The organism is Halanaerobium sp. ST460_2HS_T2, assembly GCF_003337665.1.
Taxonomy (GTDB): Bacteria; Bacillota; Halanaerobiia; order Halanaerobiales; family Halanaerobiaceae; genus Halanaerobium; species Halanaerobium kushneri.
The window spans coordinates 1-23,433 of record NZ_QPJF01000022.1 but is presented as its reverse complement, the minus strand read 5'-3'; the positions used below and the strand labels follow the sequence as shown (position 1 = coordinate 23,433).

The following is a 23,433-nucleotide window of genomic DNA, read 5'->3' as shown; positions in this document are numbered from 1 at the left end:
GCAATGAAGTATCAGAAAATCTATGATAATTCGCCAATATGGTTTCAAAATGTTATGGCCACTCTATATGGATTTAAAGTTATGAGAAATAGATATAAAGAAGAATATTATAAACACTTAAATTATTTAGATGATATACATAATTTGTCAAAGGAAGAATTAAAAGAACTTCAATTTCAAGAATTAATGAGTTTGCTAAAAAATACAATAGAAAAAAGCAATTTTTATAAAGAGTTATATAAAAATATTGATATAACTTCTTTTCAAAGTTTAGAAGATTTAAAAAAACTGCCAATAGTAACAAAAGAGATGTTACGTAAAAATATAGATAATGTTATCACTATATCAAAAAAAAATGCTGTAGAAGGGCACACTGGCGGAACTACTGGTAAGTCATTGGTTGTGTATTTTACCCCTGAAGATATGCAGAAACGAATGGCTACTTTAGATTTTTTTAAATTTAAAAACGGATTTAAAAATTTGAAAATGAAGAGAGCTACTTTCATGGGTAAACATATAGTACCTCCTGGACAAAAAAAGAAAATTTTTTGGCGTTATAATGCTGCTGCAAAACAAATGGTTTATTCTTCATTTCATATTACAGAAGAAAATATCCCTTACTATATTGAAAGTTTGAATAAATTCAAACCAGCTGCTATTGATGGTTTTGTCTCTTCGATTTATGATATTGCTTCTTATATATTAAGAAATAATATTTCTATCAATTTTGATCTTGAAGCAGTTTTTCCTACTTCTGAAACAGTTACTTCAGAGCATAGAGAAGTTATAGAAAAAGCATTTAACACAAAAGTAAGAGATCAATATGCTTCTTCAGAAGGAGCTCCATTCGTTTGGGAATGTGAAGAAGGGAATTATCATTATGATATTACATCAGGAGTTATAGAAACTATGGAAAATTCTAATGAAATTCTTGTTACTAGTTTTACTACTTATGGAACTCCCCTTATCAGATATAAAATTGGGGATAAGATGATTTTTGAAGATGAAGATAAGAGTTGTGGTTGTGGTTTTAATACTCCTTTAGTTAAATCGATAGAGGGTAGAGTAGTTGATTTTTTGTATACAACTGAAGGTGCTAAAGTTAATCTTGGCAATATAGCAAACATCTTTAAAAATATGCCTAATATTATTGTTAAATCTCAATTAATTCAGGATTCTTTAAATCATATGTTAGTCAAATTAGTTTTAGAAGAAGAATTCACAGATAACTATAGGCAAATGTTAATTGATGAAATTAGACATAAATTTGGAAGTGATATGCAGATTGATTTTAAAATAGTTGATAGAATTAAAAGAGAAAAAAGTGGAAAATATAAATTAGTAAAGAATAAAGTTGCGCAGGAGGATTTAAATGCTCAATAAACCTGTTAGAGTTTTACATATAGTAAGTGTTATGGATCATGGAGGTATAGAGAATTTATTAATGAATATTTATCGTAATATGGATAAAGAAAAGGTTCAATTTGATTTTTTAGTAACGAGAAAAGATAAAGGAATATTTGATGAAGAGATTAAAAAAATGGGTGGCAAAATATATAATATTTCGCATATAAGCCAAAAAGGTTATTTTAAATACAGAAAAAAGGTAGACGAATTTTTTAAAGAAAAAAAAGATGAATATAAAATAATACACTGTCATATGAATACCTGGGCTGGTTTTTTTATTCCTATAGCTAAAAAAAATAATATTCCTATAAGAATAGCACATAGTCATACTGCAGATTATAAAGTTACTTTAAAAAATTTATTTAAATTTTTAATTAAAAAGTATCATTCTTTTTTTATTAATAATAATACAACTCACTTTTTTGCCTGCAGCAAACAGGCAGGAAAGTGGCTATTTGGAAAAAGAATTGCTGATACCAAGTTGAAAATAGTTAGAAATGCAATAAAAACTAAGAAATTTAGATATAATAAAAATTTAGCTTTAAAAAAAAGAAAACAATTAGATATAGATTCTTCAGCTTTTGTCATTGGTCATGTTGGTCGCTTTACTTATCAAAAAAACCATGAATTCTTAATAGATATTTTTAAAAAGATTTCTATCCAAGATCCTTCAGCAATTTTAATTTTAGTTGGAGCTGGGGAATTAGAAGATAAAATTAAAAGAAAAGTTAAAGAAATAAACTTACAGGATAAAGTTAAATTTTTGGGTTTGCGAAATGATGTTAATGAATTAATGATGATGTTTGATATATTTCTTTTCCCTTCGAGATATGAAGGGTTTGGAATTGTAGCATTAGAATCACAAGCTGCTGGTGCTAAAACTATTATTTCAGATGAAGTACCAGAAGAAATTAACATAACTGATTTAGTAAAAAGAATTTCTTTAGATAAATCTACAAAACATTGGGCGGATATAGTTCTGAAATTTAAAGATTATAATAATAATAGAGATTATTATAAACAAATTGTTGATGCTGGATACGATATCCAAAATACAGCGGAAGAACTTCAGAATTTCTATCTTAACCAACACAAAAAATTATATAGTTAGGTGGTATATATGACTTTATCAAATAGAGTAATAAACAAAGAAGAAAAAGTATCAATAGTAGGACTTGGTTATGTGGGTTTACCTTTAGCAGTTGCTTTTGCTGAAAAAGCAGATGTAATTGCTTTTGATATTAATCAGAAAAAGGTAGAAAAATATAAAAATGGTATAGATGTAACAAAAGAGGCAGGAGATCAGGCAGTAAAAGATTCTACTGCTTTTTTTACTGCAGATGAAAGCAAACTAAAAGAAGCTAAATTTCATATAGTTGCTGTACCAACACCAATTACTAAAGATAAAAAACCTGATCTATCAATAGTTAAATCAGCCAGTAGAAGTGTTGGTAAAAATTTAACTAAAGGTTCTATAGTAGTTTATGAATCAACAGTCTATCCAGGAGTAACAGAAGAAATCTGTATACCTATTTTAGAGGAAGAATCAGGTTTAAAATGTGGTCAAGACTTTAAAGTAGGATATTCACCAGAAAGAATAAATCCTGGAGATAAAGTACATAGGTTAAATACTATTGTTAAAGTAGTTTCAGGGATGGATCAGGAATCTTTAGATGAAATTGCTGCAGTTTACGAGATGGTAATTGATGCTGGTGTTCATAAAGCAGAGAGCATTAAAGTAGCGGAAGCAGCTAAAGTAATAGAAAATTCACAGCGAGATATAAATATTGCGTTTATGAATGAACTTTCTGTGATTTTTGATAAATTAGGTATTGATACCAAATCAGTTTTAAAAGCAGCAGGTACTAAATGGAACTTTTTAAACTTCACTCCCGGTTTAGTAGGAGGACACTGTATAGGAGTAGACCCCTATTATTTAACCTATAAAGCAGAACAGATAGGTTATCATTCTCAGATTATATTATCAGGTAGAAAAATAAATGATAATATGGGGAAGTATACAGCAGAACAGACTGTCAAAAAAATGATCAACGCTAATAAACAGATAAAAGGTTCAAAAGTAGCTATCTTTGGTATAACCTTTAAAGAAAACTGTCCGGATGTTAGAAATACTAAAGTAGTTGATGTAATAAAGGAATTAAAAGAATATGGGGTAGAAGTAGAAATAGTTGATACGGTAGCAGACAAAGAAGATCTTAAAGAAGTATATGATATAGAAACAATTACAAAAAATGAAGTCAAAGATGCAGATGCTGTAATATTTGCAGTTGCCCATGATGAATTTGCAGAATTTAATTTAGATAACATAAAAGACTTATATTATCAGGATGCTGAGACAGATAATGATGGTTATGTATTGATGGATGTTAAAGGATTATTTGATAAAGAAGAAGCAGAAGCTGAAAACTATATATACTGGAGGCTTTAATTAATGGGATATCGGGATTTAGAATTTGCAGATGGATCAGTATTTTTAATCACAGGTGCAGCAGGATTTATAGGGTCTAATTTAGTTGAAGCTGTACTTGATTTAGGTTATGAAGTTCGAGGAATTGATAACTTTTCTAATGGCAGAAAAGAAAATATTGAAGAGTTTATAAATAATGAAAACTTTAATTTTATTGAAGGAGATATTAGAGAATATGATACCTGTTTAAAAGCTGCAGAGGGTGTTGATTATATTTTACATCAGGCAGCATTAGGTTCTGTACCCCGATCAATGAGAGAACCTCTAATCTATGAAGATAATAATATTAAAGGGACTTCCAATATGATGGAAGCAGCCAGACAAAATAATGTTAAAAAATTTGTTTATGCTTCTTCATCTTCTGTCTATGGTGATTCTAAGGAATTACCAAAAGAAGAAGGTAAAGAAGGACAGGTTTTATCTCCTTATGCTCTAACAAAATCAGTTAAGGAAGAGTATTCTAAACTTTATACTAAAAGCTATAATTTAGAATGTATAGGTTTAAGATATTTTAATGTATTTGGCAGAAGACAGGATCCATTTTCTGAATATGCTGCTGTAATACCCAAGTTTATTAAAATCTTAAAAGATGGTAACCAGGTTGAAATCTATGGTGACGGTGAACAGTCAAGAGACTTCACCTATATAGAGAATGTAATTGAAGCTAACCTTAAAGCCTGTGCAGCAGACAGTAAAGCAGCTGGAGAAGCATTTAATATTGCTTATGGCGAAAGATTTACAATCAATCAGATTTATGATCTAATGTGTGAAAAGCTGGAAATTGAGAGAGAACCAATTTATGCTCCAGAACGACCTGGGGACATAAAGCACAGTTTGGCTAATATTTCAAAGGCAGAAGAATTATTGAACTATGATCCGGATTGGGATTTCAAATCAGGTTTTGCTGAAGCTATAGAGTGGTATAAAGAGAATATATAGCAAAGAGGTGCATTAATGTTATTAGTTACAGGAATAACAGGTCACAGCGGTAGATATTTTTTAAAAGAATTAATTAAACATAATTATCAGGAAAAAATTAAATGTATTGTTAGAGAAAGTTCGGATACATCTCTTTTGGATAATAGTGGCTTAAATATTGAAAAAATAGTTGGAGACTTAAATAATGAAGAAACAATTGCAAAAGCAATGACCGGGGTAGATAAAGTGATGCATATTTATAATATTCATCACTCTCCTGCAGTAGTTAAATATGCTTTACAAAATAAAGTCAGTAAAGTAGTACTGGTACATACTACTGGAATTTTTTCTAAATATAAAAACGCTTCCCAAGAATATGAAGAAGTTGAAGCAGAAATTAATAGTCTCTTAGAAAATAATAAAGAAAAAGAGATGAATGTTAATATATTAAGACCAACAATGATCTATGGAGATTTATGTGACAGTAATATGAGTAAATTTATTAAAATGATTGATTATCTAAGGGTAATGCCTGTTATAGATAATGGCAAAAGCCTGCTGCAGCCTGTTAATGCAAGAGATTTAGGGAAAGCTTATTATAAAGTCTTAACTACATCTGAAAAAGTAACTAAAAATAAGTCATATGTCTTATCTGGAGATCAGCCAATAAAAATGATGGAAGTTTTTAAACTAATATCAGATGGACTCGGTAAGAAAACATATTTTTTAAGTGTACCATTAAATATCGGAGTATTAATGGCAAAACTGCTTAAACTTATTTCTTTAAATAAAATTGATTATATCGAAAGAGTTCAGAGAATGGGTGAAGATAGACATTATTCTCATGCCCAGGCAGCTGAAGATTTTGATTATCAGCCGATAAAGTTTGAAGAGGGAATAAAAATTGAAATAGATCAATATAAATAAACTTAGGAGTCTATAAATAATGAAAATACTTGTTCTTTCCAGTCATACAAAATCCTTGTTTTGGTTTCGATTAGATATGATGAAATCCTTTATTAAAAATGGTCACGAGGTTGTAGCTGTAGGATCTGAAAGTATAAATGAATGGAAAGATAAATTTAAAGAACATAATATTAAATATTTAAATATCAATGTAGATCGAAATGGAACTAATCCATTAAAAGATTTAAAAACTTTAGTTGAGTTATTTAAAATTATAAAAAAAGAAAAGCCGGAAAAGATATTTGCATATCAGGCTAAAACCGTTATTTACGGCAGTATTGCAGCCAGAATAAATGGAATAAAAGATGTTTATTCTTTAATTGCTGGTCTTGGATCTATTTTTAGAGGTGAGGGATTAAAGAATCGCTTAATTAAAACTATAATGAAATTCGAGTATAAATTAGCTTCTAACTTCAATAAAAAGCTATTTTTTCAAAATAATGATGATAGAAACTTATTTATCAAAGAAGGAATAGTTGATAAAGAAAATACTGTTATTATTAATGGTTCTGGTGTTAATACAAATGAGTTCAAACCAAAACCGTTGCCTGAAGTAAATGCTTTTTTATTTATAGGCAGGTTAATCAAAGATAAAGGTATAATTGAATATTTAGAGGCAACTAAAAAAGTGAAAGAATCATATCCTGCCACAAGATTTTTATTAGTAGGACCCTTTGATAGTAATCCATCTGCACTGAAGTCTGAAGATCTGGAGCCATATATTGCAAATGATATAATAGAGTATTTTGGGTATCGGGAAGATGTAAGACCATACATTGAGCAGAGCAGTGTATTTGTACTGCCCTCTTACCATGAGGGTACTCCTAAAACGGTTTTAGAAGCAATGGCTATGGGAAGGCCTATTATTACGACTGATGCTCCAGGTTGCAGGGAAACAGTTGATAATGGAGAAAATGGATTTTTAGTAAAGTTAAAAGATGCAGATGATTTAGCAGCAAAAATGATAACTTTAATAAATGATCCGAAGCTGCAGAAACAAATGGGTAAGAAAAGTCTGCAGATAATTAAAGAGAAATATGATGTAGAAATTGTTAATAAATCAATCATGGAAGCAATGGAATTATAAAAATTAATTTATATAATAAGACTGAGGTGGCATAAATGATAACAGCATTAATAATGGCTGGAGGAGAAGGAACTAGATTCTGGCCGTTAAGCAGAAAAGACCATCCGAAACAGTTTTTAAAGCTAAATGATGATCAAAAAACAATGCTGCAGGAGACTGTAGAAAGAATTAATGAACTTGTTCCTTTAGAACAGGTTTTTATTGCAACTAATGAAGCTTATCAAAAAGCAATCAAAAAACAGTTGGATGGTATACCAGAAGAAAACATAATAGTAGAACCAATGAAAAGAAATACCGCTGCCTGTATAGGCTTATCTTCAGTAGTTATTGAAGATAAATATCCTGGTTCAACAATGGTTGTTTTACCGGCTGATCATTTAATTAAAGATCAAAAAAGATTTGTAGATATTTTAAGAAAATCAATTATGACTGCAGCTACCGGTAAAAACTTAGTTACTATTGGTATTGAGCCAACTCACCCAGAAACAGGATATGGATATATTCACTTTGGTGATAAATTACATACTATAGATGGTGACCAGGTATTTGAAGTTAAGAACTTTACTGAAAAACCTGATTTGAGCACTGCTAAAGAGTTTTTAGAGGAAGGAACATATCTTTGGAACAGTGGGATGTTTATCTGGCAGTTAAGCAGTATTCTATCTAATATAGAGACTCATTTACCTGAAATGTATGAGTCTTTAAAAAGAATAAAAGGTGCTTTAGGAACAGATTTAGCTGAAAAAGTAATTAGAGATGAATTCGAAAATATGAAGAGTGTTTCCATTGACTATGGAATTATGGAAAAAGCAGATGATATCTTTGTTATTCCTGGTTCTTTTGGCTGGGATGATCTTGGTAGCTGGCCTGCCTTAGAAAGAATTAAAAAGGTGGATGATGATGGTAATATCGTTATAGGTAAGCATTATGGTATAGATACTACTAATTCTATTATTCACAGTCCTAATAAAGTAGTAACAACTATTGGACTTGATGATGTAGTGATAGTTGATACAGAAGATGCTATTTTAATCTGTGATAAAAAGCGAGCTCAAGAAGTTAAAGAGATTAGAAATATTTTGGCCGATGATGGTTTGGAGGATTGTTTATAAAGTAAAACGTGATTGTGTCTTGCATCACTCGATATATGGATAAATTTGTCGAATTGAATATTAAATGCAGTTATCATTACACTACTACTCTCACCAGAAAAATTTAGGTGGGAGTTTTTTGTTTATCTGGAGTAAGTTGATTGCTTTCATAAATTTTAACTGCGGAGTCTGCGGGGAGGTTCCGGCAAAGAAGCCGGTCATTTTTTTAGCTTGTGCTAGAAAAAGTGCCAGCAGCAGAAACCGCTGCTTTGCTAAGCAAAAAATGTACCACCTGCTAATTGAATTGTGTACCAGTTGGCAGTGATAAATAAGATTTTACTGGTTTTACTAAAATTTGTAATTGTGTTTACTGCAATAATAGGGAATTTCAGTTTGCAACTTTCTGCATTGTTACTTTGTAATTCCCAATAATTTTTAAATAACACATTATGGAGGAAGTTATAGTGAAAAAAAGTTGAGATATTAAAAAATAAAGGGGAATATAACTAGTTATTGAATATATTACTATGGAAATTAATATTTTCAAAAAGGAGTTTTTTTTATGGAGCTATCCTCAACAATAAATATTGTTATAGGTATAAGTAAGGGAATTTTAGCTTTTAAAGATAAAAATGATATGGGAGTTGCTTCAGCAATTTGGGAAACTTTTACTGAAGCAGTAGGATTTAAAGATAATAAGGATGAGCTTGAAGATTTATTTAGAGAAGCGATTTCTGAGACAATTGAAGAAGAAAAGAAAATACTTGAACAATATACTTCTCAGGATGGGGAAGTTGGGCTAGAAGTTGAAGATTTTATAGGTGCAATCAAAAGATCTGATGTTTCTTTTGCTAATAATGAATTATTAAAAATGAATGAAGAAGAATTCACAGATAATTTAGTTAACCATTTGCAAAAACATTTTTGGATTGGTGGAAATAATTTAACTAGAGATGATGTCGAGTCAATTTGTTGTAATCTTTTATGTCATTTTAGAAATAAGTTGCAAAAAAAGATTAAGGATAATGAACATAGATTTAATGATTTAATAATTGATTATTTAGAAGAAAATGTCGAAATTACAATGAAAACAAAAGAAGAATTAAATGCTTTCATAGAAGATTATAATTTAGATATGCCGCAAGTTATTAATAAGTTAGATTTATTGATTGAAAAAGTAGAAAAATTGGAGAATGAAAATAAGCTAACTTTTGACGAATTATTAGAAAAAATTTATAGAGAACATGAAACTGATGATTACGATAATTCTGAAATAAGGGGTTTATTTTTAGGAAAATTAACAGAAATATTAGAGAGAATTGATCAACAGGGAGAAAAGGAATTTCAGCTTTTAATTAATGCAATATTATTACCTTTTCCACCACCTTATAAAAAAATGAGAGAAATAAATTATTATGAGAAATATGATTACATAAAAAGAATTATTTTTACTCTGACTTTAATTTCAATTAAATTTCCTAATTTAAAGCTAAAACATGAAATTGGTTATCCTCTCAAAATTACTGAAAAGCATAGTATTTGCTATTTATATACAAAAGATAAAAAAAGGGTTGATAAGGCTATTATTGATTTTTTTACATATGAGAACTCTAAATTTTCTGATTTAAGTTCTATTAGTAAATATTTAGTTGGTAATTCAGCTGTTTTTTGTGAGAATAAACCATATGGCTATGAATTAGATTTAAATTCAGTTATTAATTGTATAGGTGAAGTTCCTTCAGCTGAGGGAAAAGAATATTCTGAGCTTGATTTATATGCAGATCAGTCTGTTATAACTCATTGTGGTAATTGCTTTATGCTCGAGATAAAACTTGATGAGACTAAAGATGATTTAATTAAAAGATTAAATAAGCTGCTGGAGGTTAAATAAATGTTAGAAAATATTTTGAAAAGTTATTATGATTTAAAAAAACACAAAAGTGATGATTTGGAATATTTTGATTCTTATTTTACAGATCTAGAAGAGAAAAAATATTTATTTGTTTATAGTATATTTAATTCTTTTAAAGAGTTGGAAGAGAATTGGGAGGATTATCAAAACGAGGACATTGCACTATATTTACAAAATGAACTATATAAAGGTATGGATTTACGCTGGGATATTTATTATTTATTATTTTATAAATCACAATCTGAAATAAATCAATCAAAAATATATGATATTGAAAGAAATAAATATATATGTCGTAAGTTAGTTATTCCAATGGGAAATGAAAAAGAGCTTATAAATAATTTGAATCTTAAACTTCCAATTAGTAAAAATTTCTACAATTTATCGCAATCAACAAAATCATTTAGCGAAAAAGATTTTTATGAAAAGTTAATTAAAAAAATGGGGATTAAAAATTCAAAGCTTTCTAAAAATGAAATATTTAATCCTTTAGAGAATAAAGATGAAATTAGAAAACTTGCTTTTGAGGAGAGTGACACCCTATAATGGAGGATTTGCAAATTTTAAAAGTTGAGATTGATCATTTCCGAGGTTTTCGAGAGCCGCGGGTATTTAAACTAGAAGAGGGTACAGATCTAACAATTTTATCAGGATCAAATGGATTTGGTAAAACTTCTTTTTATGACGCTTTAGAGTGGGGGTTTACCGGGAAATTATTTCGTTATGAAGATCCCAACGAAGAGAAAACAAAAACACATTTTATAAATCATAAGTTTGGAGCAGGTGAAAAAGTTGAAAAAGCTGCTGAAGTTAAAATATATTTTGGAAATAAGCAAGAAAAATATGTATTAAAAAGACAGGCAGATAATTATAAAAATAAAGGTAGTGATTATGGAAATTATAGAAGTGTTGTATCTTTGAAGAGAAAAGATGGTCAGGAATATTTTGAAGATGATGCAATGGAAAAACTGAATGAAATTATTTTAAGGGAGGAGTGGCAGGGTAGAATCAATTTTGCTGATATATTTAGTGATTATCATCTTTTAACCCAGGATAAACTAAATTATTTTGTAAGTAATTTAAAAGGTCCCAGGCGTTGGGAACAAATATCTAATCTGATTGGTACTCATCGTTTTCTAAATCATCAAAATGACTATCAAAAGTTATTAAATGAAATAAATTCTGACTTAGAGGTTGTTGATAATGAATATGATGATTTAATTAGTGAGAGAAAAACTTATAGTGAATTAATTGATGAACAAAAAGAACAGGAAACAGATAATAGTATTAATTTAAATGAATATTTTAAAGTGGTAAAAAATAATTTGAAAGAAATATCTAAAAAAGTTTCTTTAGAGTATAATATTCCTGACTTTAATGCTTCAAACGATCTTGGTTTTGTTAAGGATATAAAAGAAGAAATTATTAATTTTAAATCATCAGTTAAAGAAAAAGAAAATAATGCAAAAAGAAGATTAGAAAACTTAAATGAACTAAAAGTTGACTCCGCTGATTACTTAAAAAAGATTAATGAATTTGAAGAATTGAAAAAATTAGTACCTTTATTGGAAGAAAAAAGAGATCTTCAATATATCAAAAATAATTTACCTGAATATCAAGATCTTTCAAAAAGAATTGAAAAATTGAAAATAGAGAAATTAGGGAACAAAAATGATTGTAGTGAACTTGAAGAAAAAAAATCAGAAATAAAAAAAGATATAGCTAACTTAAAAGAAGCCGTTCTTTTTATTATAAATAGATTAAATGAAGAAAATAAATTAAGCCAGCAGATATCTAAATTAATAATATTCTTAAAGTCAAGAAAACTGCCAGATTATCAAATAGATAAAGATTTATTTGGGGAATTGGAAAATATAAAAAAAGAAATATCATCTAAAGAAAAAAAATTAGTGAGAAAAAAAGAAAATTTGTCAAATTTAGAAAGTGAATTATCTAAAGAAAATGCTTTGAATGATAACTTGCATCAGTTATTGACGGATAGTTTATCATTTCTTAATGGTCGGGATATAGAAGACGATCAAGAAGTAGGTTGTCCTGTTTGTGATAGCCAATTTAAGTATAAAAAAATTATTAGCAAAATAAATGATAAACTAAATTCAGGAAATGAGGCAGTGACAAAATTAAGGGCAGATATTCAAGAGTTAACTGATAAAATTAATGAAGAAGAGGAAGATGTGAAATTTTTAGAAGCTAATACCTTAAATCTGTTTAAAGACTTATTATCCGATATAGAAAAAGAAATTGATGCGAAAAACAGTCAGGCTGAGAAAATTACAAATAAAATAAATAGAAAAATCTCTAATAATAATGAGATTGATGAAAAAATTAAAGCTCTTGATCAGATGAACAAAAAGATAAGTGACTTAATTTCCAAATATAAACTAGAAGATAACAATATTCATAAAAATCTAAGTATAAGATTAAAAAAGTTAAATGAAAAAATTGATAATATTTCTATAAATACAGATAAAAATGATATTGAAAAGTTAAAAAACAATATCAATAATTTGGAAAAAAATATTGTGATTTTAAAAAACAAATTTGATAAGAATAATTTTGATACAGATAATTTGCAGAAAAATATTAAAGAAGATATTAAATATACTGATGCGAATCTTAATTTTATAGAACAGGGATTAAATCAAATTGAAAATATGTTAAGCAAAATAGATTATAAAGAAAAAGAATTAAATAGTAATGAGATAAAGCAGAAATTAGAAACCACAGAAAAGAAAATAGCTGAAGTAGAAGAACAAAAGAAGAATTTAAATCAAACTATTGCTTGGGTTAATAAACTCAAGAATTCAATAAGTTCAGTTGTTGCAGATATGAACAATGAAATTTTAACTAATCAGGAAGAATTAATTAATAAAATTTTTAAGAGAATATACCCTCATCCGTTTTTTAGAAAAATAAATTTACGTACTGATGAAAATAGTAAGGGAAATAAAACTATAGCAATAGAATGTTGGGACTCTTCGGGTTATATATCAGTTAATCCTGCTTTTACTTTTAGTGCTGCTCAGGTTAATATTGTAGCCATAAGTATTTTTCTTGCTATGGCCTTAAAACAGCAATGTACAAGGTTAAATACTATTTTACTGGATGATCCAATTCAGAGTATGGATGATCTAAATATTATTTCATTCATTGATGTTTTGAGGAGCTGCAGTAGTGAGGATGATGGTCTTAATAAGCAAATAATTTTATCAACACATGAAGATAAATTTTACCGTTTAATGATGAAAAAATTTAGATTTTTATCTGCTACAGGATTTTATTTTTATTCTTATGATGAAAATGGTCCTAAAATCAAAAATGTTGATTTTTCTTAATTAGAATTAGAACTTTTATATTTATTAATGTTAAAAATGATTTGGTTTTCAAAAGTTGAAATTCACCAGATATTAATTGAAGATGTATAATATCGCATTTAATAAATATAAATTCATTGAATTTAAAAGATATTTTTATTATAAACCAAATATTTAACTTTGACTACTGGGATTAACAAGTATCTGCCATGATTTTTATCTGCAATAATAGGGGATTTTAGTTTGCAAATTTCGATAATACGTCTTTACATTTTATAATTGAGTTATTTTCTAAAAAAATAATTTGATTAACAGCAGTTTATTTTGCCTCTTATAATTTAAAGTTGTATAATAGATAGAGAAAAAGATAAATCTAATGGGGGCTTAGTTTATGAAAGATAATTTATGGATTGAAGAACTTGATAATATTGAACCGAATGATAACTATAAAAAATTATTATCAAATTTAACAAAAAATGAACTGAATGAGATGAGAAAGCTCTGGAATTTTCATGGTATAAGTCAGCTTAATAAAGCTGAACTTACTCAAGAACTTAGCAAAAGAATTGCTGCTAATTTGGAGTCTTGGATTTTATACCTAGGTTCAGAACAGATTGAGTTTCTGAAAGAAACAATTTTTCAGTGTGAAAGTTATTCTGGGGCCTACATTGAGCTTAATGAAATTAGCTACCATATAGCGGAATATTTTCAGGCAAGGGGTGTTATCTTTTTAGGTCAGCATCAGGAGACTGCTCTTTTTTTCATCCCAGAAGAATTGAGAATTAAAATTAAATCTATTTTAAACAAAGAAAGTGTTAAAAAACAGATCAGTCTAAATGATAATTATATAAAATATGCAGTTGGCAGTGCGGTCTTTTATGGAGTTTTAAGTCCTGAGCTTTTATATAACTGTTTGGAGAGGTATCTGGATTTAAAATGGAGAATTGATCCTTTAGATGTTGTTATAGAATATGGGGAGTATTCTTTAATTGCTTATAGTGCAGGCCCCTTTTTTATTTTAACTGCTGTAGAAGATGCTCATGAGATTCTGATTGAGAGAGAAATGCGCAGAGATCTGGATTATTATATTCCTTCAAAGAAAGAAGTGGAAAATGCATTTCAGAAAGGTCATGAAAACTGGAATCTTGCTCAGCGGAGGTTTAAAAAGAAATTGACTAAAGATTATAAGCTGACGCCAGATGAAGCCGAAATGCTTATTTTTAATTTTTCTTTGCTGATCAAGAATGACATTAGCACAGCAGAAATAATTCGTATTTTAGCAGAGGATTTTGAAATTGATGTTTTTGAAAGTAAGGATGATCTAATTCAGTTGATTAATGATTTTCATAATAATACCAGGATGTGGTTATTAAAAGGTCATACACCAGCTGAAGTATATGCTGCTGGAAGTAAATAATTGATTGTTTTTGTCGATTATTTGAAAGCCCTGCAATTATAAAGTATAATTAAGTTGATAAATATTTTCAGGAGAATAACTATCTATTACGGCAGGAGGACTATCATTGTTTTTTAAAAGGCTACTTGATCTCATATTTTCATTAATTTTAATAACTTTGTTATCACCATTTTTAATTCTAATTTCTATTTTGATCAGACTGGAGTCCAAAGGAAGCCCTATATTCGCCCAGGAGCGGGTCGGAGAGGATAGCAAACCCTTTACTATTTATAAGTTTAGAACAATGCGAATTGATACTCCAGATGTTCCTACGAACGAATTTAATGACAGAGATAAGTATATAACTAAGATGGGTAAGTTTTTGCGGGTGACCAGTCTTGATGAACTACCCCAGCTTTTTAATATTCTAAAAGGAGATATGAGTTTTGTTGGGCCAAGACCTCCACTTTTTTCTCAGTCAGAGCTGGTAGCAAATCGTAAAGAGTATGGAGTAGATAAATTTAAGCCAGGGATTACCGGCTGGGCTCAAATTAATGGTAGAGATGATATAGATGATCAGCAAAAATTTGAATATGATCTTTATTATAAGAAGAATTATTCGCTGCTGCTTGATTTTAAAATAGTTCTGATAACTTTTCTGCAGGTAATTAAACAGGAAGGTTTAATTGAGAACGGGGATTAGATTGGTTTTATAACTTAAACTAACTAATTGATTTAATTTTATCAAATTAAATATTAATTACAGCACAGATTCTCCTACTACTTTGATAATAAGTCAGTAGGAGTTTTTAAATAGCTAACTTTGTCGAATTTATTGAATTAAAGTAAAAAGTGAAATATAATGTAGATAACTATTAATAGGAGAAATTTATCTTACCGGGAGTTGAATTTTATGATTGAATATTTACTTAAACTTTACAAAAAGCCGAGATTAATTGTTATTGACCTGATTTTACTCAATCTGGCAGTACTATTTTCCTTTATCCTCCGCTTTGATGACGGTTGGATGCGCTATTTTAGAATTGAATATTTACTTGCAATAACGGTTATTTCATTTTTTGTTCTTTATTTTTCATCACTTTATAACAAGATGTGGCAGTATGCCAGTATGTCAGAGCTGTACTCTATCTTTAAAGCCACAATTATTATTAATACTCTATTTGTAATCTATATTTATTTTTTTAGAGTCGGTTTCCCGCGAAGTATTATAGCAATCAATCTAATGACAGATATCTTTTTGCTCGGTGGAATGCGCTTTGGCTTAAGATTATTAAAGGACCATTTAAACCGCAACCAGAATAAGAAGTCAAAAAGCAGAGTTTTAATCATTGGTGCCGGTGATGCTGCAGAGATGATCACCAGGGAGATTCAAAAACACCCTGAAATAGGGAAAAGAATTATCGGCCTTGTTGATGATGACCCCAATAAGCAGTCCTTAGAGATTCACGGGAAGAAAGTTTTAGGAAAAAGTGAAAAAATACCGCAGCTAATTGAGGAATATTCTGTAGATGAAGTAATCATAGCAGTTCCTTCAGCTGAAGGTAAAACAATTAAAAGATTTTATGAACTGAGCAATAAAAAAGATGTTAAGGTTGAGATTGTACCCGGAGTTTATGAAATTCTAAAAGGTGATGTTTCTCTAAATCAGATTCGGGAGGTTAAAGTAGAAGATCTCTTGCGCAGGGATCAGGTTGATTTAATTTCTGACGAAATCTCCGACTATCTAGAAGCTAAAACTATTATGGTCAGCGGTGGTGGTGGTTCAATAGGATCAGAAATCTGCCGACAGGTAGCAAAATTTGCTCCCCAAAAGATCATTATCTTTGATATCAATGAAAATAACACTTACTTTTTGGAAAGAGATCTAAAAGATAAGTATCCGGACTTAGATTTAATTTCTATTATTGGAAGTATTAGAGATAAAAATAAGCTGGAAAAAGTATTTAGAGAACATTCTCCAGATGTAGTTTTCCATGCTGCTGCTCACAAACATGTGCCCTTAATGGAGACCAGTCCGGAAGAAGCTGTTAAAAATAATATCCTGGGAACCAGAAACTTAGCCGAAACTGCAGCTGAGTCTGAAATTGATCGTTTTGTCTTGATTTCAACTGATAAGGCAGTAAACCCCACCAATGTGATGGGAGCTTCCAAAAGAGCGGCTGAGATGGTTGTGCAGACTATAAATAAGAAGTCAAAGACCAAGTTTATGGCTGTTCGTTTTGGTAATGTTTTAGGCAGTCAGGGAAGTGTGATTCCCCTGTTTAAAAACCAGATTGCCAGTGGAGGTCCGCTAACAGTTACCCATAAGGATATAACCCGCTATTTTATGACCATTCCCGAAGCCTCACAGCTTGTTATTCAGGCAGGTGCCCTGGGTAAGGGAGGAGAGGTCTTTGTGCTTGATATGGGTGAGCCGGTTAAGATTATGGAGCTAGCAGAAGACTTGATCTCACTATCAGGATTGACTCCCTATGAGGATATAGATATTGATGTAATTGGACTTCGTCCGGGAGAAAAACTTTACGAAGAGCTTTTATGTGATACAGAAGATAATATTGCCACAGAACACGAGCGGATCTTTATCAATAACTTGGAAGCTGTAGACCAGGAGTTTTTAGACAAACACCTGGAGCGACTGGCAGAACTTGCTGAAAAAGCCGCCGGCAGAGATATAGTTGCGGCTTTAGTTGATTTGGTAGATACCTATCAGCCCAGAAGAGATAATGTCAAAAAGATTGATTTTAAAAAAGATAAAAAGAGTGTTTAGTCATTTATATGCTGGAGGTTGAGTACTATTAAGATAAAAGCAGAGGATAAAAAAATTATTTTAAAAAGCTTATATTTTTTTGCTGATCTTTTTAGCATAAATATCTCTTTTTTTCTTTCCGCATTAATTTTTTATGAATTTAGTTTTCAGTATTATCTTGATAATTTAAATGGGATAATATTTGTAGCTTTAGTTTTAATAATTCTTTTAATTAATATTTTTCAATTATATAAATTAGAGAATAAAATTGGAAAAAAAGATTTATTAAGTAGAATAGCAGTAATTTTAGCCATTTTTATAATGGTAATCAGTTCTTTTAATTATTTAGTTCCATCATATAATTACAGCTGGACTTTTCTTTTTGTTTTTTATTTATTTACAATAATCTTTATCATTATTTTACGTTTGTTTATTTTTAATATAGAACAAAAAATCAATAGGGTTTTAAATATAGCAGTTGTAGGCGAAGTTGGTGAAGTTAAAAAACTTATTTCAAAAATTAAATCAAAGCCATCTGAATATAATTTAACTACAGTGGTGGTTAATAAAAGTGATAACAATTTAGCAGAAAAATTAACTGATGACATTACTATATATTTTGGCTTTAAGTGGTTGGAGCCTACAGTAGCTCGTTTAGAAGATATAGATATTTTGCTTCTGGCATATAATAATCTAAATGATAAAATGAAAGCAAGACTTTTTAACTTAAAATCCCCTTTTAAAACAAGAGTTTATATATTACCTGAAAAATATGATCCAAATTTTTTTGATCCAGAGCTTATACCTTAACGTATATTTAACGTTTATTTGTTGAAATATGAGGTAATTTATAGAAATAAATATTATTTTGGACTGTTACTCTCGCTGGAGTTATAACATTCTGGTGGGAGTTTTTTATTGCAACAAAATGCAAAAAATGTTGAGGTAGGATTTTTTAGCCTGCAATAACAGGGAATTTTAGTTTGCAACTTTCGGGAATACTACTTTGCAATTCTCGGTAATTATGTATAATTCAAATAATTTTATTGGAAAATATTTGAAATAATTATTGAAAAACTAATTGATTTGATATATAATTTAATTAGTCATTAATTCAAAGATCTAAGGAGATGATATATATGGCTACAAGTTCTTTAGAAAAAGATAAGTTTATAGTGACAGATCCAGAGATGATAGAAAAAATCAATAAAGAGCTTTCTCGCGAAAAAAGTGGAGCTGAATTAAATAAAAAAAGAGATGACTTTGAACAAACTATGAAAGAGCTGAAAAGGGGTAAGGAATTATTAAAACAACTATAATTCCTTTAAGTGAATTTATAGAAACAGCTGAAGCTCAAGATAAGCTTTCTTTAATGAAAAAGGCTGTTTCTAGTTTTTCCTGCGAGAAAAATCTTGATGTTGAAAAATTTATAAGAGAAGATGCTATTAATCGAGAAAAAAGAGATTTAACAAGAACCTATTTAATTATTGATCAAAATGAATTTGAAATTAACAATCAAATTGATATTGTTGCCTATTTTTCTATTGCTTTAAAAACATTAATTATACCACAAACTTTATCTAATTCTAAGATAAAAAAAATAGATGGATTTTCTAAAGATGCTAAAGAAAGTATAGTTTATCTCATAGGTCAACTTGCTAGAGATGATAATTATAGTAGTGAGGCTATTAGGGGAGCAGATATTTTAGCCAGGGCATTAAATATAATTTCAGATATAAAAGATAAAATTGGTGGCAAGGTAGTACTGGTTGAGTGTGAGGATAAGAAGAAAATAATTGACTTTTATTTAGAAAATGAATTCGAAAGGCTTCCGGAGCATAGTGAAAATGAATTAATTAATGAAATTAAAGAAATTATTGAATTAAGGGAGGAAATAACTTCTCCTATTATAAATGCTATTAACGAAATTATTGCTATTCATGATGAAAAAAGAATAAATGATTATGCTAAATTTATAAAATTTATTTAATTTCTAATGATTTAGTCATCACTCTCACTGGATCTCTAAAATCTGGTGGGAGTTTTTTATTTCACCATAATAAAGAGTATTAATTGTTGAGTTAAATTTTTAAAACCTGCAATAATAGGGAATTTTAGTTTGCAACTTTCGGGAATACTGCTTTGCAATTCCCGGTAATTTTAGTATACAACAAATACTAGTTTTTAAGATATTAATGGAACGCAGAAATTGGATGTTTGATTTAGTCGAGAAGGAGGGTGACTGATTATGGTAATTGCTAAGCATAAAAATGAGCTTTTAGTTGTTTGGAAGGATCCAGATACCAGAGAAAGAATTGTAATCGGTAGATTATGGAAAAAAGATGGGTTTTTCCACTTTAAATATATTAGAGAAGACGAAAATGAGCATGGGAGTATTGAATATGCAATTAAGATGGGATATAAACCGATTAAGATTTTTGAAGATATTGATCAAAAATATACTTCTGAAAAATTATTTGCTCCATTCCTTAATAGGTTAAATGGTAAAGATAGAAAAAATAAGCCATTTGAGGCCCTGAAAAGAACTGGAGGTAGATTGAATACAGATACATTAGAATTCATGGCACTTATTGATGAAGAGAAGAAATGTGGAACAGTAAAATTCAACATTGCAGGTTGGAGACATTATGATGGGGATAAAGCTTTAGAAAATTTAGCATCTGGACAGGAACTTCATTTAGAAATTGAAGAGGATAATATTTACGATATGCATGCAATTGAAATCTGGACTAAAGATAAAGAGTACAAACTTGGTTATGTTCCAGCTGTTTACAGTAGGTATATTGATAAGCTAGTAGAAGAGGGAGAATATGACGCTGTAATTAATGAGGTTAATCCAAAGTCTGGCCCCTATCAAATTTTAGAAATTAGATTTAGAGGTGAGATGGTTAACCCCAAGGTGGAAGAAACCAAATTTTCTATTGCTTAGGCAATATCAAAATATAATATGGATTAACTTAATGCCGTTACTTTTATTTGTAGCGGTTATTTTTTTTGAACTAAAAAAAGTTTGTTATTTATCAAATTAATCCAGTAATATAATCTGTATTTTTTATAATTTTTTTAGAAATAATCAATATTAATCTCACTTGCATATGCTAAACGAAAATTGTACCATCTAATACAAACAGCATTCCAAACTTAATAATAAAGAAATAAATGAGTTGAGAGAGAATATGATTAAATATCAGGGAGAAATTATTGAAGACGAAGAGGTTGCATTTTTAGCTCAATCAATTTCCAGCAGATCTCTCCTGCAGAAAGAAGTAAAGAATTTAAATATAGCTGCTAAAATATCTGATAATGAGTTCAGTACTAATCTTGATCAGGTAATGGAGAGTCTGGAAAAAAGAGAAGAACAAAAATATGAAATGAAAAATAAAGAAATTGATCAAAAGGCTGAGTTGCTGCTGCAGGAGAAGGAAAAAAGAATCCGCCTGCTTAAAGACAGGTTAAAAAAGATTGGAGAAGAGCTGGAGGATTAAATTTTGGGTTTTTTTATATTGAGCTATTCGAGTAGAATTTATAAAACTTATATTTCATAAATTTTTATAGTAAAATATTGAGAATATTTTCTTGAATAAAACGAACAATTGTATTATAATTGTAAATAGATAGATTAATGAAATATTTAATAATCTAATTTTTATTCTCCCTTCAATCAACCAAATATTCCAGTCATTCCAATAGAGAATCTATCAAATAAATAATGAGGGTGATTAGAAATGAAAAAAGATGCTCACTTCTATGCTCTGCTTGCCACAGCCCGTTCTGTTGGAATTGAAAAAGAAACTGCCCATAAAATAGCTTATGCTTCCCAGTTTGTTGATGATGCAAAAGTTAATAAGATAACTCTCGCTAATGATAATCCTAAAGCTATACTTTCAGGACTTAAAAAAGACTGTGGCGACTCTGAAAAGATTATTAATGCTGCTACCTGTCATGATTATTTTATAGTTAATACTTTTAATTATGGTGCTATGATTAATAATACTACAGCTTTTCACTTTGTTCCCGGCTGTGATGGAGAAAGTTTTGTTAAAAAGATGCGCTGCAAAAAAGAGTCACCAATTATTTTGGATATACTTAACGCAGCTTTAAAAGAAGGGGACCCTATAAAACTGGGGATTACTCTTCATGCTTATGCAGATACTTTTTCTCATCAGGGTTTCTCGGGTATTTTAAGTAAGGTTAATGATGTAGAAGAACTTGCTACTTCCAATAAAATTGAAGAAGATGTTGGACTTAAAGGTTTTGCAAACAAATTATTTGATCAGGTTAAATATGAAACTAAAGATTCATATCTCCCTGCTTATGGTCACGGTCAGGTATTTAGTTATCCTGATATGCCATATTTGGACTGGAAATATTGTTTTGATAGTTCCAATGACTTTTCTGAAGAATATAAAACAACGAGAATCAGCAATAAAGAAAGATTTACTGAAGCGTTTGAAGAGATTAAAAAGCATTTAAAAACATTTTTAGATAAAAATCCAGAATATAAAGATGATTCTGTTGCTGAAGTAAATGAAAATAAGTTTTTTAGTAACTTAGTATTAAAAGAAAAAACGGATGCTCGCATTCAAAACTGGAAAGAATTTATGATAGATGAAGAACTTTTTGAAGAAAATGATGAGTTTTTAGATTATGATGAGAATCTCTGGCTTGAGGAAGCTTTTCAGTATTTTATTTCAGAAGATTTTAATGACAGAATCGTAAAAGAAGTTTATTTAGAAGATGATTTTCTGGATTCCAACTGGTATAAATATTATCAGGGAACTCAGTGGTATAAAAGATTATTTTTTGAATCTGCTTTAGATAATGATCTTGTTATTCCTAATGATTATGTTGATATTGCTGAAATTATTAGAGAAGAGAGATAAGAATAGGGAGGTACTATGACAGTGAATTATAAGACAAAAGGAAATATTCCTAGTTTAGAACTTGATGAGCAAAGAAATTTTCATTTTTTGATAAATCCAATAGATCGTTGTTCAGTAAAAATTGATGGGAATACTTTTATAGCGTTTTATAAAGCTAATGAAGAAAACCCAAAATGCAAAAAATCATATTTAGTGGATAGTTCAGTTAGGATTAAGATTCCCACTATTAATTTTCTTTGTGACACTTCTGAATTAAAAAACTTAGTAAAAATTGCGTTTGAACAAAATAAAGCAGTGGAAATAGAGATTGAAATAACCTGCAAGAACAACAATTCAGTCAATAATAATGATCAAAGAACAGCTGAAGAGCAGAAATCTTTTGCTAATAACTGCTGCGAAATGGTACTCAAAAAAATCAAGGTTCTAAGTGGTTTTTAATGAATAAGGAAAGCTATAATCCTATTTGGCCAGAAACTCTTATTTTTTTAGGCGCGGGAGCTACAGCATCTATAGGAATGCCTACAACTGGAAAAATTGCAGAATTATTATATAAACTAAGCAGTTCGGATGGCAATCTAGCTTCTAGAGTAGAATCAGTGTTTAAAGATAAGACCTTTCAAAAAGAAATAGGTGATTTTTTTGAGCAGTTAAATGATATTGAAAATAATAATCAAACAGGTAAGTATAGCAAAAATTTAAGAAATAATTACAGTTGGGCCACCCTGAAATCTTTAATTTCAATTTGTCCCGGTGAGAGTGAAAAAGATTTTAAACTTCTAGATTTATTTAATATTATTGATCTGCATTTAAACAATGGGCAGGGTTTCCATACGCCTAATGCTGAAGGTGAAAAAGTATTTATCGACTTAAATAGTCTTAGAAAGGCTAGAAATACTCTTAAGCTATTGATCAATTTAATATTTGCTTATAAATATCAGCTAGCGCTAAAAAATAACAGAAATACGATAGATAAATATGCTCAATTTGCTGATATTCTTGCTGAAATGATGCTGGATGAAGGGGAATATTTTAGCAGCCAAAATTATAGTTTAGATAAAAGAAAATTTGGTTGTATAATTAATGTTGTGAAGAAAAAAATGTAAATCTAAAAATATCTAAATAAAAAAGGCATTTGCCTGGCTCCGTTGAATTAAATAGTTAC

21 protein-coding genes are annotated in these 23,433 nt (G+C 29.3%); all 21 read left to right on the top strand.

Going from position 1 to position 23,433, the window contains the following annotated elements:
* The first annotated feature begins 3 nt into the window (after window positions 1–3).
* The 21 genes from DFR80_RS11175 (at window position 4) to DFR80_RS11070 (ending at window position 23,374) form a co-directional block, all read left to right on the top strand.
* Window positions 4–1,383, top strand: coding sequence for a phenylacetate--CoA ligase family protein (locus tag DFR80_RS11175; RefSeq protein ID WP_114489988.1), 1,380 nt, complete (start codon window positions 4–6; stop codon window positions 1,381–1,383).
* Entirely contained in the window at window positions 1,373–2,518 is a 1,146-nt protein-coding gene (locus tag DFR80_RS11170; RefSeq protein ID WP_114489987.1) for a glycosyltransferase family 1 protein, read from the top strand. The genes DFR80_RS11175 and DFR80_RS11170 overlap by 11 nt, the downstream gene beginning before the upstream one ends.
* Window positions 2,519–2,527: 9 nt before the next feature.
* Entirely contained in the window at window positions 2,528–3,856 is a 1,329-nt protein-coding gene (locus DFR80_RS11165; RefSeq protein ID WP_114489986.1) for a nucleotide sugar dehydrogenase, read from the top strand.
* A 3-nt stretch (window positions 3,857–3,859) separates the two neighbouring features.
* Window positions 3,860–4,834, top strand: a complete 975-nt coding sequence (locus DFR80_RS11160) for an SDR family oxidoreductase (RefSeq protein WP_114489985.1) — start codon at window positions 3,860–3,862, stop codon at window positions 4,832–4,834.
* Window positions 4,835–4,849: 15 nt separating this feature from the next.
* The gene (locus DFR80_RS11155; protein ID WP_114489984.1) at window positions 4,850–5,740 is read left to right on the top strand and encodes an SDR family oxidoreductase; all 891 of its coding nucleotides are present in this window, start codon (window positions 4,850–4,852) and stop codon (window positions 5,738–5,740) included.
* A gap of 19 nt (window positions 5,741–5,759) precedes the next feature.
* Window positions 5,760–6,866 carry a glycosyltransferase family 4 protein gene (locus tag DFR80_RS11150; protein WP_114489983.1) on the top strand — a complete coding sequence of 369 codons (1,107 nt, stop codon included), beginning with the start codon at window positions 5,760–5,762 and terminating at the stop codon, window positions 6,864–6,866.
* A gap of 35 nt (window positions 6,867–6,901) precedes the next feature.
* Window positions 6,902–7,978, top strand: coding sequence for a mannose-1-phosphate guanylyltransferase (locus DFR80_RS11145; protein WP_114489982.1), 1,077 nt, complete (start codon window positions 6,902–6,904; stop codon window positions 7,976–7,978).
* 541 nt (window positions 7,979–8,519) lie between these two features.
* Window positions 8,520–9,848, top strand: a complete 1,329-nt coding sequence (locus DFR80_RS11135; protein ID WP_114489980.1) for a hypothetical protein — start codon at window positions 8,520–8,522, stop codon at window positions 9,846–9,848.
* Window positions 9,849–10,415, top strand: coding sequence for an ABC-three component system middle component 1 (locus tag DFR80_RS11130; RefSeq protein WP_114489979.1), 567 nt, complete (start codon window positions 9,849–9,851; stop codon window positions 10,413–10,415).
* On the top strand, window positions 10,415–13,225 hold the full coding sequence (locus tag DFR80_RS11125) for an AAA family ATPase (protein ID WP_114489978.1): 2,811 nt from the start codon (window positions 10,415–10,417) through the stop codon (window positions 13,223–13,225). Before DFR80_RS11130 ends, DFR80_RS11125 begins: the two co-directional genes overlap by 1 nt.
* Window positions 13,226–13,595: 370 nt before the next feature.
* Entirely contained in the window at window positions 13,596–14,621 is a 1,026-nt protein-coding gene (locus DFR80_RS11120; protein ID WP_114489977.1) for a hypothetical protein, read from the top strand.
* A gap of 106 nt (window positions 14,622–14,727) precedes the next feature.
* Window positions 14,728–15,303 (top strand): sugar transferase, encoded by a 576-nt coding sequence (locus DFR80_RS11115; RefSeq protein WP_114489976.1) that lies wholly within the window; start codon window positions 14,728–14,730, stop codon window positions 15,301–15,303.
* A 210-nt stretch (window positions 15,304–15,513) separates the two neighbouring features.
* Window positions 15,514–17,388, top strand: a complete 1,875-nt coding sequence (locus DFR80_RS11110; RefSeq protein WP_114489975.1) for a nucleoside-diphosphate sugar epimerase/dehydratase — start codon at window positions 15,514–15,516, stop codon at window positions 17,386–17,388.
* A gap of 18 nt (window positions 17,389–17,406) precedes the next feature.
* Window positions 17,407–18,177 (top strand): hypothetical protein, encoded by a 771-nt coding sequence (locus tag DFR80_RS11105; RefSeq protein WP_158537709.1) that lies wholly within the window; start codon window positions 17,407–17,409, stop codon window positions 18,175–18,177.
* Between the two features lie 329 nt (window positions 18,178–18,506).
* Window positions 18,507–18,686, top strand: coding sequence for a hypothetical protein (locus DFR80_RS11100; RefSeq protein ID WP_114489973.1), 180 nt, complete (start codon window positions 18,507–18,509; stop codon window positions 18,684–18,686).
* Window positions 18,687–18,739: 53 nt separating this feature from the next.
* The gene (locus DFR80_RS11095) at window positions 18,740–19,357 is read left to right on the top strand and encodes a hypothetical protein (protein WP_114489972.1); all 618 of its coding nucleotides are present in this window, start codon (window positions 18,740–18,742) and stop codon (window positions 19,355–19,357) included.
* A 258-nt stretch (window positions 19,358–19,615) separates the two neighbouring features.
* A complete protein-coding gene (locus DFR80_RS11090; RefSeq protein ID WP_114489971.1) occupies window positions 19,616–20,317 on the top strand; it encodes an HIRAN domain-containing protein in 702 nt (233 codons plus the stop codon).
* Window positions 20,318–20,564: 247 nt separating this feature from the next.
* Window positions 20,565–20,873: a hypothetical protein gene (locus DFR80_RS11085; protein WP_114489970.1), complete on the top strand. Its 309-nt coding sequence runs from the start codon at window positions 20,565–20,567 to the stop codon at window positions 20,871–20,873.
* A gap of 240 nt (window positions 20,874–21,113) precedes the next feature.
* Window positions 21,114–22,271 (top strand): DUF6765 family protein, encoded by a 1,158-nt coding sequence (locus tag DFR80_RS11080; RefSeq protein ID WP_114489969.1) that lies wholly within the window; start codon window positions 21,114–21,116, stop codon window positions 22,269–22,271.
* A 21-nt stretch (window positions 22,272–22,292) separates the two neighbouring features.
* Window positions 22,293–22,709 (top strand): hypothetical protein, encoded by a 417-nt coding sequence (locus DFR80_RS11075; protein ID WP_147270187.1) that lies wholly within the window; start codon window positions 22,293–22,295, stop codon window positions 22,707–22,709.
* Complete coding sequence (locus tag DFR80_RS11070; RefSeq protein WP_114489967.1) at window positions 22,709–23,374, top strand: hypothetical protein; 666 nt, start codon at window positions 22,709–22,711, stop codon at window positions 23,372–23,374. The genes DFR80_RS11075 and DFR80_RS11070 overlap by 1 nt, the downstream gene beginning before the upstream one ends.
* Window positions 23,375–23,433: the final 59 nt, after the last annotated feature.